Here is a 16,871-nt window from a genome sequence, read left to right on the forward strand (position 1 = left end):
GAAGTTGTATTAGTGAGTTCTCAACCATCATTATCAATGATGATCAGAATAATTCTTTTCGCGGATCGGAGTTAATTATCGGAGAGAATACGTATATCGGAGAATATAATAATATTAGAGCCGGAGGAGGTAGAATTATCATTGGTGATAAATGTTTGATATCCCAGCACATTACAATTACGGCTGCGAATCATTCCATCCGTCAAGGAATATACATTGCCGATCAGCCCTGGTCGACAGTCAACAATTACGTAATCATCGGGAATGATGTTTGGATTGGTGCCAACGCCATTGTTTTGCCCGGAGTAAACATTGGAGATGGGGCTGTCATCGGCGGGGGGAGTGTGGTGACCAAAGATATTCCCGCTAATGCCATTGCTGTAGGTAACCCGGCTAAAGTGATTAAATACAGGCCAAATTAAATAAAAACTGAGAGATATAAAAACGAAGAAAATATGGAAGTAAACAATCTGACCGATCGTTCTTTTTGGAAAACATACTGGAAAAACTATCAATACGGAAAAGTACCGCGGAAGATGTTTTTTGACCGTTTTCTTCCCAAAGATTTAAACCGTAAGTCCTTTATTGAGATCGGAGGTTTTCCGGGAACGATGTCCGCATATTTTCATCAAAAATACGGATGTTCGGTATCGCTGTTGGATTTCTATATTGATGAAGAGATGGTCCGTGAAACGGAGCGTGTCAATGACATAAAACCCGATACGATTGCCTGTATCGAACAGGATTTTTTTAACTTTTCTACGGATGGAAAATATGATATTGTTTTCTCTTTGGGATTTATCGAGCATTTCAACGATACGCGGGATGTGATCCTGCGGCATGTAGACTTACTCGCTCCCGGCGGACTTTTGCTTATTGTCTTGCCCAACTTGTTAGGGCTAAACGGATGGATACAGCGCCGGTTTGATAAAGAGAATTATGATGCGCATAATTTAAAGTCGATGGAGATCGATCGATTGAAGAAGATTATGGCGACATTCTCTTTGAAAGATTTACGTGTTGAATACACAAGAAAACCGATCGTATGGTTAGAGCCTAAGGCTAAAACGTCTTTAATGATCCGGCGGATGGTAAAGATGATAAGTTATGCAATCAAGTTGTTTCCCGTCAAAGGGAAGTTTCTGTCACCCTATATTGTGATTGCAGCGAGAAAATAAGATGAAGATACTCCTGCTCAGTACGTTTGAGTTACAAGGGGGGGCCGCCATCGCTTGCAAGCGTTTGCAGCAAGCGTTAGAAAAGCAGGGTATATCTGCTAAGATGCTGGTACGTGATAAGCAGACGGACGACGAACAGGTTTGCAGTATTTACGAGAAACGTCCTAAGTGGTTCGGTAGGTTCCGATTTTTATGGGAGCGTCTTGTTATCTGGTTAAATAACGGTTTTTCGCGCCATAACTTATTTGCCGTATCGATTGCCAATACGGGATATCGTATTGACCGGCATCCTTTCGTAAAATGGGCGGATGTTATTCACTTGCATTGGGTCAATCAGGGTTTTCTATCCTTGAAGAGCATTGCAAAATTATCCTCATTGGGTAAACCTGTTGTTTGGACGATGCATGACCAGTGGGCATATACCGGAATATGTCACTATACCGGGGGATGTTTGAAATATTACACACAATGTCAGGCGTGTGCCAAACTAAAGCATGCCTGTAAGAAGGATTTATCTCGACGTATTTTTAAGAAAAAGGCAGAAATCTATCGTTCCGGAAAAATCACGTTTCTCGGTTGCAGCCAATGGATCGCTGATGAGGCACGAAAAAGCGCACTGTGTCATGAGTCGAGGATCTGTTCCATCCCTAATGCGATTGATTGTACGGTTTATGGGAAAAAAAACAAAGCAGAAGTTCGCCAATCGCTCCATCTGCCGACAGATAAGAAATTGCTTTTATTCGGGGCTTGCAAGGTGACGGATGATCGGAAAGGTTTTAACTATTTGAAGGAGGCTTGCGAATATTTATCCCGACGGGAAAAAATATCGAAAGATGAGCTTTTGATTGTTGTTTTCGGCGGAAATTCGGAAGAAATTGCAGCCTTATTGCCTTATCCGGTATATCATGTCGGTTATATTCGTGATGCGGAGAAGATGATCGATTTATATAATGCGGTCGATCTGTTCGTTATTCCTTCGATGGAAGATAACCTTCCGAACACCATTATGGAAGCTATGGCATGCGGTACTCCTTGCGTCGGATTCGATGTGGGAGGAATTCCCGAAATGATCGATCATCGGCAGAACGGATATGTGGCAGAATATAAGAATGCAGACGATTTAGCTAATGGTATCCACTGGATTTTGGAAGAAGCTGATCCGGAAATACTTTCGACGAATGCACGTAAGAAGGTTGAGCAAAGCTATAGCAAAGAGATCGTAGCCAAACAGCACATAACATTATATCACAGTCTATTGTCATAATATATGCCACCTCTGTTTTCCATTATCACCGTCACTTACAACGCAGAGAACGTGTTGGAGCGGACGTTGCGAAGCGTTGCGGAACAATCGTATGCAAGGATCGAATATATCGTGATCGACGGAGCATCGACGGACGGGACGATGGAGATGGTAACAAGTTACAAGTCACAAAGTCCGGGATTGGTTCGGTTTGAAGTGATATCCGAGCCGGACAAGGGACTTTATGACGCAATGAACAAAGGACTTCGGATGGCGACAGGCGATTACGTGTGGTTTCTCAATGCGGGTGATACGTTGCAGTCGCCGGAGACGGTGGCTCGGTTGGCCGAGGTGGCCGAACGGAACGGAATGCCGGATATCCTTTACGGAGAGACGGACGTGGTGGATGAACAGGGGAAGTTCTTGGCGGCGCGTAGGCTGAAAGCGCCGGAGCATTTGACATGGAAGAGTTTTCGTACGGGTATGCTGGTCTGTCATCAGGCCTTCGTGATGAAGCGGGAGGCGGCACCGGAGTACGATTTGCAATACCGTTTCTCTGCCGATTTTGACTGGTGTGTCCGTTGCATGAAACAATCTGCGACGATTGTCCATTCGCATCTGCGTCTCATCCATTATCTCTCGGAGGGGATGACAACCCGGAACCGCAAGGCATCGTTGAAAGAGCGCTACCGGATCATGTGTAACTATTACGGCACGTTCCCGACGCAGATACGACACCTTTGGTTTGCCCTTCGTTTCTATTGGGCGAAGCTTTTCGGGAACAATTATTAGCGAATCGATATTATAATGTAAGAATTGAAAAGATAGAACATCATGAGCGATACATTGAAAAAAAGTTTGCCGCATATCTTGGCGGTATTGTTGTTTTTAGGGCTGTCCGTCATTTACTTCGCGCCGGAAGTATTCGACAATAAAGGGCTGATGCAGGGCGATGTGACGAGCGCACAAGGTTGGGGAAAAGACCTTGTCGATCACTATAAAGAAACGGGAGAGCACGCTTTCTGGTCGAATCGTATGTTTTCGGGGATGCCGCACAATTACGCGTATAGCGCACCGATCTTTAACATCTTCAGTTATGTGAGCCGTGTGTTCTCGCTCTACTTCCTCTCCGGAAACGCCTTTGTGGTTTTCCTTTCTCTCATCGGTTTCTACATTTTTATGATCGCTTTGGGGTGCAGACACTGGTTAAGTATTATCGGGGCGATCGCTTATGCGTTCGCGTCGTTCAATCTGATCAGCATCTATGCCGGACATGTGAATAAATGCCTTGTGATGGCCACGATGGCGCCGGTTATCGGAGGAATTATTTTCTGCTATCGCAAGAAATATCTCTGGGGAAGCATCGTCACGCTTGTTTTTACGGGCCTGAACGTACTTTGGAGTCATCAACAGATCAGCTACTATCTGTTGATGATGATTCTTGTGCTGGCTGTGGTCTATTTGGTCTACGCCATCCGTGAACACACGTTGCCCGATTATTTCAAATCGTCTGCTATTCTCCTGGTCGTTGGTTTGCTGGCTATTGCTCCGGCGTTAGGATCGTTGATGAACTCGGCCGATTACGTAAAAGAGACGATGCGCGGTGGCGCCGTGCTGAAAGCCGATCCCGACGGGAAGAAAGAAAGCTCCGGACTGGATATCGACTATGCGTTCAACTGGAGCTATGGCAAAGGAGAAACGATGACACTGCTGATACCTAACTTCTACGGAGCCAGCTCGCATTACGACATCGGCACGGATTCGGAGTGTTACCATTTCTTCAGCCGTAACGGACAGGCCGCACAAGGAAAACAATTCTGTCAGTACGCTCCGGCTTATTGGGGCGACCAGCCTTTTACGGCCGGACCGGTTTATGTGGGAGCCGTCGTCTGCTTCCTGTTTGTGCTGGGGCTGCTTATCGTGCAAGGGCCCGAACGATGGTGGCTGCTTGCCGTGACCCTGATTTCGTTCGTCCTTTCGTGGGGGAAAAACGCAGGGATCAATGAGTTTCTGTTCCATCACCTGCCGCTGTACAACAAGTTCCGTACCCCTTCGATGGCGCTCGTCATCGCTGAAGTATCGATGGTCGCATTGGCCGTGCTTGCCGTCAAAACGTTTCTTGAATACAAAGACGACCGGAAGAAGCTGCTTCGTCCATTATATATCTCTGCAGGTATTACGGGAGGACTGTGTCTGCTCTACGCTTTGTTCGGCGGCAGTGTGATGAACTTTACAAGTCAGGCCGACACGCAGAATTTCGGTCAGTATCCCGATCTGCTGATGGCTTTGATCTCCGACCGTCAGAGCCTGCTATCGGCTGACGCGTGGCGTTCGTTTGTGTTTATCGCACTGGCGGCCGCGGCGTTGTGGCTGTATATAAGAACATCGTATAAAACAGGGTATCTGCTGGCCATCTTCGGCATACTGATTTTTATCGATGCGTGGACCGTCGATAAGCGTTTCCTGAATCACGACAGCTTTGTGCCGAAGAAGAAATCGCGCGAGATCGTGGCGACGGAAGCCGACAAACTCATCTTGCAGGACAAAGACCCGAACTATCGGGTATTGAACTTGACGAAAAGCACGTTCAACGAGTCGGAGACGTCGTACTTCCATAAATCCATTGGCGGATACAGCCCGGCCAAGTTGCGACGTTATCAGGACATTATTGATTATCATTTCTCGCAACAGGGCATCAACCCGAAGGTGCTGAACATGCTCAATACACGTTATATCATCGTTCCGACTCAGCAAGGGCCGCAGGTGCAGAAGAACGACCGGGCGCTGGGTAATGTATGGTTCGTGAACGAGATTCAGTGGGTAAACTCGCCCGACGAAGAAATCGTTGCCTTAAACGACTTCGATCCGTCGCAGAAAGCAGTGATCGACATGGTCTGGAAAGAAAAGCTGGCCGACTGGGAGCAGTTACAACATGCGACGGACAGCGCGGCTTCGATCCGTCTGACCGACTACGTCAATCCGGGTCATCTGCTCTACGAGAGCAACAGTACGCAACCTCGTCTGGCCGTCTTCTCCGAAGTGTTTTACAAAACATGGCGTGCGTATATCGACGGGCAGGAAGTGTCGCCGGTTCGGGTGAATTATATCCTGCGGGGATTGAGGGTACCTGCGGGTCAGCATAAGATCGAGTTCAAGTGCATCGACGAGGTTTATCTTCGCAGTGCGAAAATCTCCATGACCGGCTCAATCATTGTGGGGATCGTCCTGATAGGACTGCTCGGTTTCGCGCTTTGGGATGCTATCCGGAAGAAAAAGCCGGCCATCGCCGAAACTTGACGCGCAAAAATATAACGAAATCTTTTTTAAGCCAAAGTGAGGCTGTCTCAAAAGCAAAGACAGCCTTTTTCTTTTTGTTCGCCCGGCACAAACATCCTCTAATCCGTGCAAGTCCGTAACATGTCACCAAAAAGGTTCGATGTCGAACCAAAAAGGCTACAAATCGTTAGCTGTTTGTCCGGCGTAAGCCGGTTGAAAAGTATTAAATCCAAATTACGCGATACACTGTTCGGTGTTTACCGTTAATAATGGACGTACGAATGTACGACAATGGCTACGTCAGGCTTACAGCCCTTCGCCGAGATGCGATGTCTTTTTCCCCAACGCTCCGCATTGGGCTGAATTAATGCTCCCTTTCAGGGCTGTTTTTCAATTGTTAATGGTTATTTGCCAGGTACATGATTCGGCGTGTATCACGCATAACCATTAACCATTGTCCGAAAGGGCTGAAAGCCCGACATATTTCAGCCCCATCCCGAAAGGGTGGGGTATCGATATCCGGACCTTGTTCGGAGGGCTGAAGGCCTGAATCAAATTCATTCTTATTTTTTCTATTGCGGAATCCGGGTTAAACCCGGAAGCCCGATCAGAGGAGAATCAGCCTCTGCCGCTTGATCTAAAAAAAGAGGCGGTGTGTCATAACGGGCGAACTGCTTCATTGCTTACGGAATGCGAGCTCGGTTACATACCTTGGTTCGCCTCATTGTTTTCATCCTTAGCGCCTTGCATTTTACCCATGCTTACATACCTAAAGAGGGTGTGCCCAAACATTGCGTTTTGACACACCCTCCTTCTTCTTTTTTTAATTTGCAGGAAAACAATCGCGATTATTGTTCGCCACTGCGATGGTTTTCGCGATGCGGGCGGCCTCCATTGTCACGGCGGCCTCCGTTGTTGTTTTGACGCGGCTGGCGCGCGGGACGCTCCGCTTCCTTATACCCCTCAGGTTTCGGCATCAATGCTTTGCGCGAGAGTTTGAATTTGCCTGTCTTCGGATCGATATCGACCAGTTTCACGGTGATGCTGTCGCCTTCACGCAGCCCTGTTTCTTCGACCGTTTCCAGACGTTTCCAGTCGATCTCCGAGATGTGCAGCAGACCGTCTTTGCCCTGCATAAATTCGACAAAAGCGCCATAAGGCATGATGGATGAAATCTTACCTTCATACACTTCTCCTACTTCGGGTACGGCAACGATGGCCTTGATGGCACGCATTGCGGTATCGATCGATTCTTTATTCGTCGCCGAGACCTCAACGATGCCCTGATTGTCGACCTCTTCGATCGAGATTGTCGCTCCGCTCTTCTCCTGAATCCCTTGAATAATCTTCCCTCCCGGGCCGATTACCGCACCGATAAATTCTTTTCCGATAATCAGCGTCTCGATGCGTGGCGCATGAGGCTTAAGTTCGGCACGCGCTTCGGGCTGAGCATCGGTAATCTTTCCGAGGATATGCATACGTCCTTCTTTGGCTTGTGCAAGGGCCTTTTCAAGGATTTCGTACGAGAGGCCGTCCACCTTGATATCCATCTGAGTCGCTGTAATACCGTCCTTCGTACCGGTCACTTTAAAGTCCATGTCGCCGAGATGGTCTTCATCGCCGAGGATATCGGAAAGAATCGCATAGTTCGTTCCTTTGTTTTCCGAGATCAACCCCATGGCAATCCCCGATACGGGCTTTTTGAGAGGCACACCGGCATCCCGTAAGGCCAGCGTTCCGGCGCAGACGGTTGCCATCGACGACGAACCGTTGGACTCGAGAATGTCTGAAACGACACGCACAACGTATGGATAGTCACTCGGGATCATCCGCTTGAGTGCACGGTGGGCAAGGTTTCCGTGTCCTACCTCGCGACGTCCCACACCGCGTTGCGGTCTGGCCTCGCCGGTCGAGAAAGGCGGGAAATTATAGTGCAACAGGAAACGGTCACGTCCCTGATTCAACACATCATCAACAATTTTCTCGTCATTCTTCGTACCCAGTGTAACGGTTGTGAGCGACTGCGTTTCACCGCGTGTAAAGATTGCAGCTCCGTGAGGCCCGGCCAGACAGTCGGTTTCGATCCAGATGGAGCGGATATCGGTTGTTTTCCGACCGTCGAGGCGTTTGCCTTCGTCGAGGATAGCCCGACGCATGGCTTCTTTTTCCACGTCGTGATAGTAACGGTCGATCAGCGCCCCTTTCGTCTCCAATTCTTCTTCCGTATACTGAGCTTTGAATTCTTCTACGATCTTTTCAAAAGTCTCGGAACGCTCCTGTTTGCCCTGTCCCGAAACGGAGATCGCATACGCCTTGGCATAGAGGTCGTCGTGTACTTTCTTGCGCAGGTCTTCGTCGTTCTCCTCATGGCAATATTCACGTTTAACTGTTTTGCCGCATGCGGCTTCGAGCTCTTTTTGAACGAGGCAGTGCTTTTTGATGGCTTCATGCGCCACCTTGATGGCTTCGAGCATCTCGCTCTCCTGCACTTCGCTCATCTCGCCTTCTACCATCATGATATTGTCATACGTGGCGCCGACCATGATGTCGATATCGGCCTTTTTGAGTTGCGTAAAGGTCGGGTTGATGATAAATTGGCCGTCGACACGTGCCACACGCACTTCCGAGATCGGCCCTCCGAAAGGGATGTCGGAAACGGCGAGGGCTGCCGAGGCGGCCAGTCCGGCCAATGCGTCCGGCATATCTTCACCGTCGGCAGAGAAAAGTATGATGTTTACAAATACTTCGGCATGATAATCGTCCGGGAACAACGGACGGAGTACGCGGTCGACTAATCGCGAGGTGAGCACTTCATAGTCGGAGGCTTTCCCTTCTCTGCGCGTAAAACCGCCGGGAAAACGGCCGAATGCCGCAAATTTCTCCTTATAATCTACCTGAAGCGGCATAAAGTCCGTACCGGGCACCGCGTCTTTTGCAGCACAAACCGTGGCCAACAGCACCGTGTTTCCCATTCGGACAGTTACGGAACCATCAGCCTGCTTGGCCAACTTCCCGGTTTCGATGGTGATGATCCTTCCATCACCTAAATCAATCGTCTTTTCAATTACATTCATCTTTGTTTCTTTCGTTACGTCTAAAAACATCTAACTTCTTAAAATTCGGACAAAGGTAGAAAATTATTGACAATTAATCGTGAACGCATCGTTTTTTTCGGAGAAAGAGTCGTTGAGGGCCTTCTTCTCCCTCCTTGAAACAAGAAGAATGATATGAAGTGAAAAGACTATCAGACAGACCAATGACAACCTTTATCAAGACTTCGTTAGCATATATCAGATTTTTTGTCTACGTTTGCGGAGAAATATATCATTCATATCTAAAATCATGGCAAAAGAAATCAAATTACTTTCACCGCAAGCCGTTTGGGGATATTTTTATGACCTGACGCAAATCCCGCGTCCGACAGGACATACCCAACAAGTGACGGAATATCTGAAAACGTTCGGCAAAGAACAGGGTCTGGAAACGCTTCAGGATGCGACAGGCAATGTGTTGATACGCAAGCCGGCCACGGCGGGATATGAAGACCGTGAAACCGTCATCATGCAATCACATGTCGATATGGTGCCGCAGAAGAATGCGTCGGTAGCGCATGATTTTCTGACGGATCCGATCGATGCGTATATCGATGGCGAATGGGTGACGGCCCGTGAGACGACACTCGGCGCCGACAACGGCATAGGGATGGCGTTAGCCATGGCGGTATTGTCGGACAAAACGTTGAAGCACGGCCCGCTCGAAGCTCTGTTCACGATCGATGAAGAAGTAGGGATGGATGGCGCTTCCGGCTTGAAACCTGATTTTCTGAAAGGACGCATTCTGCTCAATGGCGACTCGGAAGAGGAGGGGAGGTTATTTGTGGGCTGTGCCGGCGGTATAGACTTGAATATTTCTTTTCGTTATCAGGATGGAGCGCCACCCATCGAAGGGGATGTGGCCGTAAAAATTCTGCTTACGGGACTGAAAGGCGGCCATTCGGGTGTTGATATTCACCTTGGTCGCGCAAATGCCAATAAGCTGATGTTCCGCTTGCTGAAAGTGGCTGTGTGTGAATATGGCGCACGGTTAGCCACAATCGACGGCGGCTCGCTGCGTAATGCGATCCCTCGCGAAGCAACGGCCGTGATCACCCTTCCCGCCGACAATATCGAAGCTCTGTGGGAATTTATTGCCGACTATCAAGATTTATACCGCTCCGAATATAAGGGAATCGAGGAAAGCCTCTGTCTTACGGCCGAGATGACCGAAGCGCCGTCGTCGTTAATCCCTGAAGAGATGCAGGATGATCTGATCAATGCCGTAGAAGGTTGCCAGAATGGGGTCATCAGTATGTTAAACGATTTTCCGGGGACGGTAGAATCGTCATCGAATCTGGCTGTCGTGAAGGCGGAAAACGGGGCGATCGATGTGAAGATTCTTGTGCGAAGCTCATCGGAGAGCCGTAGGGAGTCTGTTTGCTCGTCGCTCGAAAGTGTCTTCTCGATGGCCGGCGCCAAAGTAGAATACGACAACGTCTACGGTGGCTGGCAACCGAACATCGATTCACCGATTCTGCGGACGATGGAAGCGACGTACGAAAAACTTTTCCGGCAAAAGCCGGTCGTATCGGTGATGCATGCGGGTCTCGAATGCGGAATCATTCAGGAGGCATATCCTGACATGGATATGATTTCTTTCGGGCCGGACATCCGGTTCCCGCATTCTCCCGACGAAGCCGTTCGTATCGATTCGGTCGAAAAGGTATGGAAGCTGCTGACGGCTACTCTTGAAGATGCACCGCGTGCGTCTTCGTAAGAGGCCTGAAAGGCGCGCCCCTGTTTCTTGAAAAATCGTTACCTTTGCCGGTTCAATTTGAATGATTGCATGATGGCGAAGAAGACGGTGAAAGAAAAAGAAGAAGACGGGTACATCCTGATCAAGGGGGCGCGTGTCAACAATTTGAAAAATATCGATGTCAAGATTCCGCGCGATAAGTTCGTAGTGATTACCGGACTGTCAGGCAGCGGCAAGTCGTCGTTAGCATTCGATACGTTGTATGCCGAAGGCCAGCGACGCTATGTGGAGAGCCTCTCGGCTTACGCCCGTCAGTTTCTGGGACGCATGAGCAAGCCTGAATGCGATTACATCAAAGGTATTCCGCCGGCAATTGCCATCGAGCAGAAGGTCAGTGTCCGTAACCCGCGCTCGACAGTCGGTACATCGACCGAGATTTACGAATATCTCCGCTTGCTGTATGCCCGGCTGGGACAAACGATTTCGCCCGTTTCGGGGCAGAAAGTGAAGAAGCATCAAGTCTCCGATGTGGTGAAAAAGGCGTTGTCCTACCCTACCGGTATACGTTTTGCCGTTTATGCTCCGGTCGTTCTGCCTGAAGGGCGGACGCTCAAAGAACAGCTTGAAATCCTCCGGAAAGAAGGCTATACACGACTTGAAATCGATGGGAAAATCTATCGTATACAGGAAGTACTCGATGATGCCGGACTGACGGACACGAAGGATGCCGAGATTTTGATCGACCGGTTAGAGGTCTCGGACGACAAACTGCTGAAAAACCGTTTAGCCGACTCCGTTGAGACTGCTTTTTACGAAGGGCATGGCATTTGTCGGCTGAAAGTCTATCGGACGGAATCGCCCGAAGTGTTCGAGTTCTCAAAACGTTTCGAGGCTGACGGGATAGTTTTCGAGGAGCCGACCGAGATGATGTTCAACTTTAACAATCCGCTGGGCGCCTGTCCCACATGCGAAGGATTCGGGAAGGTGCTGGGCATCGATGAAGATCTGGTAGTACCGGATAAAAGCCTGTCGATCTACGAGGGCGCTGTCGTCTGCTGGAAAGGCGAAGTGATGGGCGAGTGGTTGCGCGATTTTATCCATGCTGCGGTTAAACACGATTTCCCGATACACCGGCCTTACTTCGAGCTGACAGCGAAGGAGAAGGAACTGCTGTGGCACGGCGCACGAGGTGTCCATGGCATTGACGACTTTTTCAAGTTTGTCGAAAGCAATCAGTACAAGATACAGTACCGTGTCATGTTGGCTCGATATCGGGGCAAAACGACATGCCCGGCCTGCAAGGGCAGCCGGCTGAAACCTTCGGCGCTTCATGTACAGGTCGGCGGGAAGAATATGGCCGAACTGGTCACGATGCCGGTAAATGAAGTAAAGACATTCTTCGACCGGCTGGTACTGAGCGAAGCCGATACAATCATTGCCAAACGTCTGCTGACGGAGATTAATAACCGGCTGCAATTCCTGCTCGATGTCGGGCTGGGCTATCTGACGCTCGACCGTTTGTCGGCCACCCTTTCGGGAGGCGAGAGCCAGCGCATCAGCTTAGCTACTTCGTTGGGGAGCAGTCTCGTCGGGTCGCTCTATATCCTCGACGAGCCGAGTATCGGGCTGCACTCGCGTGATACCGATATGCTAATCAAGGTGCTTCGCCAATTACAGGCGCTGGGCAATACGGTCATCGTCGTAGAGCATGACGAGGAGATCATCCGTGCGGCAGACTATATCATCGACATCGGTCCGGCGGCGGGAAGGTTAGGGGGCGAGGTCGTCTATCAGGGTGCCGTAAACGGATTACGGCAACAGACCGACAGCCATACCGTACGTTATCTGACGGGGGAGGAGCAGATCGAAACGTCTCCTTATACACGTCCGTGGAATGAATATATTGAGATTAAAGGGGCGCGTAAGAATAATCTGAAACAGGTAGATGTAAAGTTTCCGCTGCATGTGATGACTGTTGTTACGGGTGTCAGCGGGTCGGGTAAGAGTTCGCTTGTACGCGACATTCTTTACGAAGGTGTGAAGCGTTTACTCGACGATGCGCCGGCATCGGTCGAATGTGCGTCGATCACAGGAGATATCCGCCGGATCAAAGCCATCGAATTTGTAGATCAGAACTCGATCGGCAAGAGTTCACGTTCCAATCCGGTGACTTACATCGGAGCCTACGACGAGATACGCAAGCTGTTTGCCGAACAGCCTTTAGCCCGTCAGATGGGCTATCAGGCGGCACATTTCTCTTTCAATAAAGAGGGCGGTCGCTGCGAAGAGTGCAAGGGGGAAGGACGGATCACGGTCGAGATGCAGTTTATGGCCGATATCATGCTTGAATGCGAGGCCTGCCACGGCAGACGGTTCAATGCCGATACCTTGGAGGTCGAATACCACGGAGCGAGTATCTACGATGTGCTTGAGATGACGGTAAGTCAGGCGATTGAATTTTTCGGAGCGCAAAAAGATGCGCAGGCCAAGAAAGTGGTGAAGAAGTTAAAACCTCTGCAAGAGGTAGGGCTCGGATATATCAAGTTAGGACAGACTTCTTCGACTCTTTCGGGAGGCGAGAACCAGCGTGTCAAGCTCGCGTATTACCTGAGTCAGGAAAAGCAGGCGCCTACCATGTTCGTGTTTGACGAACCGACGACGGGGCTTCATTTCCACGATATCAAGACGCTGCTCAAAGCGTTTAACGCCCTGATCGACCGGGGGCACACGGCCGTGATCATCGAGCATCACCCCGACGTCATCAAATGTGCCGATTATATCATCGATTTAGGGCCCGAAGGAGGGAAAGCGGGCGGGCAAGTAGTCTGTGCCGGTACGCCTCACGATATTGCCGCCTGCGAACAGTCATATACAGGAAAATACCTGAAAGAAAAGCTGAAAAAATAATGTCGGGAAAGGCTTGATGAGCAAAAACATCTTAATCAAGCCTTCTCTCCTTCGCAAATTCGGGAGAAATATAATTGGAAAAACTCCCGCATACGTCGGCCGCGAACTCCATACCGCAACGAATGATTTTGCCCCATGCCATCTCACTCAGCTGTGGCAGATCGTGATAACCGATGCCGTATTTGATGAGGCCGTAGACGATGCCGGCATTGAAATTATCGCCGGCGCCAATTGTACTGACCGGTGTCAGAGGTTGTACGTCATAATGTATTTTCCCATCTTCCGTGTATAGATTTACACCATCTTTTCCATGCGTCGTAATCAGTCGTTTGGAGTAGAATTTCACCTCATTCCGATAAATATCGTCCGTGTCCGATTTCCGGTATAAATTCAAAAAGTCTTCGTCCGATCCTCTGACGATATCCGCAAATTCATAATTGTCCATTACCGTCGGACGGAGTTGAATGGCCTCGTGCGCATGCGCTTTACGGAAGTTCAGATCATAATAGATGATAGCCCGTTGCGCTTTGGCGTATTCAACGATCTCCGTTACCCGTTCGCGCATAGCCGGATTCAGCGCATAGTAAGAGCCGAAAATCAGAATATCATCCGGACGAATGGTCGGGAGATGACCATTCAGACGTTTGGACGAATGCTGGGTATAAAAAAGATACTCAGCATCTTTATTGTCAGACAGGAAGGCCAAGGAGACCGGACTTTTCGTATCCGGAGAGCAATCCATGAAGTCGGTAGTCATCCCGTTTGATCTCATAAAATCGCATATCATTTCCCCGACCCGGTCTTCGCCCAATTCACTCATGAACGAAACGGGAATCCCTACCCGACTCAATGAAACCATCGAATTAAATGTCGAGCCACCCGGTACTGCAACATGCGGCTGGTTATTCTGAAAAATTATATCCAGAATCGTTTCGCCGATACCAATCACCTGTCGCATGACTCCTCCTGTTCCATTCTACTTTGCCGACGACTCTTCGAGCCCAGATACCCCCCGTGATGCCGTTTGGCATAATCGGTATTCGTGAATCCGATACGTTTCATGGTTCCGACAACCAGCACATCGCCGATCACCGTCATGACGGTGGTTGACGTTGTGGGCGTCAATCCCAGCGCACACACCTCTTTCGGCGCTCCGGTCGGGAGGCATACAGCGGCCTCTTGGGCTAACCGGCTCTTCGGATCGGACGTGATTACGATAAACGGCATATCTTCTACCAGCCCCCGTGTCAATTGTACCAGTTCCAGCAGTTCGCGTGTTTTCCCCGAATTTGAAATCAGCAGCATCACGTCGTTCGGACAGACAATGCCCAGATCGCCATGCTGCGCTTCGCTGGGATGCAAAAAGAATGCCGGCGTTCCTGTCGAGCTGAACGTCGTTGCGATATTCATCGCAATCTGTCCCGCTTTCCCCATACCGCTCGTGATCAGCTTGCCTCCCTGTTCGTGAACATGCTTTACAATCAAGTCTACCGCTTCCGTATAATATTCTGTTACAGGAATACGGCGGACAGCATCCGCCTCCTGTTCAATAATCGATTGTATCTCTTTCGTCATCATAATTGCAAAAGTAAGTGAATATTTTTTTTCGGCAACTATAAAATAACGTATATTTGCATCCGTTGAATAAAAAAATACCCCTATATGAGAATAGATAAAATACGCTATTGGGCTGTCGTATCTGGTTTTCTGTTCACTTTGGCAGCCTGTCGAGAGAGCACACCCGAATTTACGGTCACCGGAATCGTCGCCGGAGCTGACGGGCAAACCATGTATATCGAAAACATCGGTCTCTCGGATATCCAACTGATCGACTCCGTCAGACTCAACTCATCAGGTAAATTCACGTTCAAAATTGAACAGCCTAAATATCCTGATTTTTATCGTCTGAGACTGGGCAGACAATGGATTAATTTCGCCATCGACTCTACCGAGACCGTCACCTTTACTGCTGATGCTAAAACGTTCGCTACCTCCTACACTGTGGAGGGATCCGAAAACAGCGCGGCGATCAAAGAGATTACGCTCGCCCAGTTGGATGCTGATCAGGAAGTGAATCGCATACGCAGCGAGTATCGTTCCGGCGTCCTTTCGGATACGGCGTATCAGCGGCGAACCCTTGCCATGGCCGAAGCCTATAAACAGGTGGCGCGCAAATATATTTACGCCCAACCCATGTCTACCGCAGCATATTATGCCTTGTTTCAACAAGTCGACGGCCTGCTGTTTTTCGATCTTTACGATAAAGCCGACTCTCGCTCGTTCGGTGCTGTGGCAACAAGCTATAATCACCTCTATCCCGAAAGTCCTCGTGCCAAACATCTTTATAATCTTGCATTACAGTCTCTCAAAGTTATTCGTAGCCGGCAGACGATCGATTTTAATCAGATCGAAAAGCAGGAAATCGACATGTTGGACATCGAACTGCCCGACCTGCGCGGTGTTGCCGTAAAACTCTCCGACATGGCAAAAGACAAAGTGACGATTCTCAATTTCACGGCTTATGAGACGGAATGGGCGCCTTCGCTTAACCTGACACTCGGTTCACTCTACGAAAAATATCACGGCCGGGGATTGGAGATTTATCAGGTTTCGTTAGATACGGATCTTCATCACTGGAAAAACGTGGCATCGAATATGGCCTGGATATGCGTACGCGATCCTCAGTCTGTTTATTCGCAGGCTGCCGCACTTTATAATGTCAAACAACTTCCGGCCATCTTTTTGCTCAACCGGCGAGGCATTCTGGTTAAACGTATCGATGATCTGAATGCTCTTGAGAAAGAAATCGAAGCCCTCTTGTAAAGAAAAGAAACAGGGTATGATGTTATAAAGCAGTATTTCAGAATTTGGATATATGTAAAATATCCCTTACTTTTGCATTCGAATAATAGATGATAAACAGTTGGATTCCGGTCGAAACTTTTTTTCTTGACCGGGATTCTTTTTTTATTTTTTAATTAAACGACGAGGGAGGACATATAAATGGGTGTTACGTACATGACAGAAGAAGGCTACAATAAGATTTTGGCCGAAATCAATTATCTCGAAAGCGTCAAACGTCCTGAGATATCAGCACAGATCGCAGAGGCACGCGATAAAGGCGACTTGTCCGAGAATGCGGAGTACGATGCGGCTAAAGAAGCGCAAGGTATTCTGGAAGGAAAGATTGCACAACTGAAAGGGCTGATCTCCAACGCACGGCTCATTGATGAAGCACAGATCAAGACGGATGTTGTACAGATTATGAACAAGGTAAAAATCAAAAATCTGCAGAACAAAGCCGTCATGACTTATACGCTCGTGTCCGACTCGGAAGCTAATCTGAAAGAGAACAAAATCGCAGTCAGCACTCCGATTGCACAGGGACTGATGGGGAAAAAAGTAGGCGATATCGCCGAAATCCAGGTCCCTTCGGGCATGATGAAGTTTGAAATCATGGAAATATCAATCTAATC

11 protein-coding genes and 1 pseudogene are annotated in these 16,871 nt (G+C 48.9%); 9 read left to right on the plus strand and 3 right to left on the minus strand.

All coding sequences use genetic code 11. The features are described from left to right. Positions 1 to 254 precede the first annotated feature (254 nt). The 5 genes and pseudogenes from ACTTKA_RS03000 to ACTTKA_RS03020 all read left to right on the plus strand — a co-directional run. A pseudogene (locus ACTTKA_RS03000) lies at positions 255 to 413 on the plus strand (DapH/DapD/GlmU-related protein); the annotation flags it as partial. Between the two features lie 42 nt (positions 414 to 455). Beyond that, on the plus strand, positions 456 to 1,178 hold the full coding sequence (locus ACTTKA_RS03005; RefSeq protein WP_442723915.1) for a class I SAM-dependent methyltransferase: 723 nt from the start codon (positions 456 to 458) through the stop codon (positions 1,176 to 1,178). 1 nt (position 1,179) lies between these two features. After that, complete coding sequence (locus tag ACTTKA_RS03010; protein WP_442723916.1) at positions 1,180 to 2,442, plus strand: glycosyltransferase family 4 protein; 1,263 nt, start codon at positions 1,180 to 1,182, stop codon at positions 2,440 to 2,442. A gap of 3 nt (positions 2,443 to 2,445) precedes the next feature. Then, positions 2,446 to 3,213 carry a glycosyltransferase family 2 protein gene (locus ACTTKA_RS03015; RefSeq protein ID WP_442723917.1) on the plus strand — a complete coding sequence of 256 codons (768 nt, stop codon included), beginning with the start codon at positions 2,446 to 2,448 and terminating at the stop codon, positions 3,211 to 3,213. 42 nt (positions 3,214 to 3,255) lie between these two features. Continuing rightward, on the plus strand, positions 3,256 to 5,718 hold the full coding sequence (locus ACTTKA_RS03020; protein ID WP_442723918.1) for a hypothetical protein: 2,463 nt from the start codon (positions 3,256 to 3,258) through the stop codon (positions 5,716 to 5,718). An 827-nt stretch (positions 5,719 to 6,545) separates the two neighbouring features. On the opposite strand, the gene ACTTKA_RS03025 is transcribed toward ACTTKA_RS03020, so the two are convergent. Continuing rightward, complete coding sequence (locus ACTTKA_RS03025) at positions 6,546 to 8,771, minus strand: polyribonucleotide nucleotidyltransferase (protein WP_442723919.1); 2,226 nt, start codon at positions 8,769 to 8,771, stop codon at positions 6,546 to 6,548. Positions 8,772 to 9,039: 268 nt separating this feature from the next. Here ACTTKA_RS03025 and ACTTKA_RS03030 point away from each other — a divergent pair, with 268 nt between their 5' ends. Together ACTTKA_RS03030 and uvrA are read left to right on the plus strand one after the other, a co-directional pair. Beyond that, positions 9,040 to 10,509 carry an aminoacyl-histidine dipeptidase gene (locus tag ACTTKA_RS03030; protein WP_442723920.1) on the plus strand — a complete coding sequence of 490 codons (1,470 nt, stop codon included), beginning with the start codon at positions 9,040 to 9,042 and terminating at the stop codon, positions 10,507 to 10,509. Positions 10,510 to 10,578: 69 nt separating this feature from the next. After that, on the plus strand, positions 10,579 to 13,395 hold the full coding sequence (uvrA, locus tag ACTTKA_RS03035; protein WP_442723921.1) for an excinuclease ABC subunit UvrA: 2,817 nt from the start codon (positions 10,579 to 10,581) through the stop codon (positions 13,393 to 13,395). A gap of 31 nt (positions 13,396 to 13,426) precedes the next feature. On the opposite strand, the gene ACTTKA_RS03040 is transcribed toward uvrA, so the two are convergent. Together ACTTKA_RS03040 and ACTTKA_RS03045 are read right to left on the minus strand one after the other, a co-directional pair. Then, a complete protein-coding gene (locus tag ACTTKA_RS03040) occupies positions 13,427 to 14,353 on the minus strand; it encodes a carbohydrate kinase family protein (protein WP_442723922.1) in 927 nt (308 codons plus the stop codon). Next, positions 14,341 to 14,973, minus strand: a complete 633-nt coding sequence (locus ACTTKA_RS03045) for an SIS domain-containing protein (RefSeq protein WP_442713515.1) — start codon at positions 14,971 to 14,973, stop codon at positions 14,341 to 14,343. Before ACTTKA_RS03045 ends, ACTTKA_RS03040 begins: the two co-directional genes overlap by 13 nt. 84 nt (positions 14,974 to 15,057) lie before the next feature. On the opposite strand from ACTTKA_RS03045, the gene ACTTKA_RS03050 reads away from it, so the two are divergent. Both ACTTKA_RS03050 and greA read left to right on the plus strand, forming a co-directional pair. After that, the gene (locus ACTTKA_RS03050) at positions 15,058 to 16,218 is read left to right on the plus strand and encodes a DUF4369 domain-containing protein (RefSeq protein ID WP_442723923.1); all 1,161 of its coding nucleotides are present in this window, start codon (positions 15,058 to 15,060) and stop codon (positions 16,216 to 16,218) included. A gap of 180 nt (positions 16,219 to 16,398) precedes the next feature. Then, entirely contained in the window at positions 16,399 to 16,869 is a 471-nt protein-coding gene (gene greA / locus ACTTKA_RS03055) for a transcription elongation factor GreA (RefSeq protein ID WP_442723924.1), read from the plus strand. Positions 16,870 to 16,871: the final 2 nt, after the last annotated feature.

Source organism: Tannerella sp., from assembly GCF_052170195.1.
Lineage (GTDB): Bacteria > Bacteroidota > Bacteroidia > Bacteroidales > Tannerellaceae > Tannerella.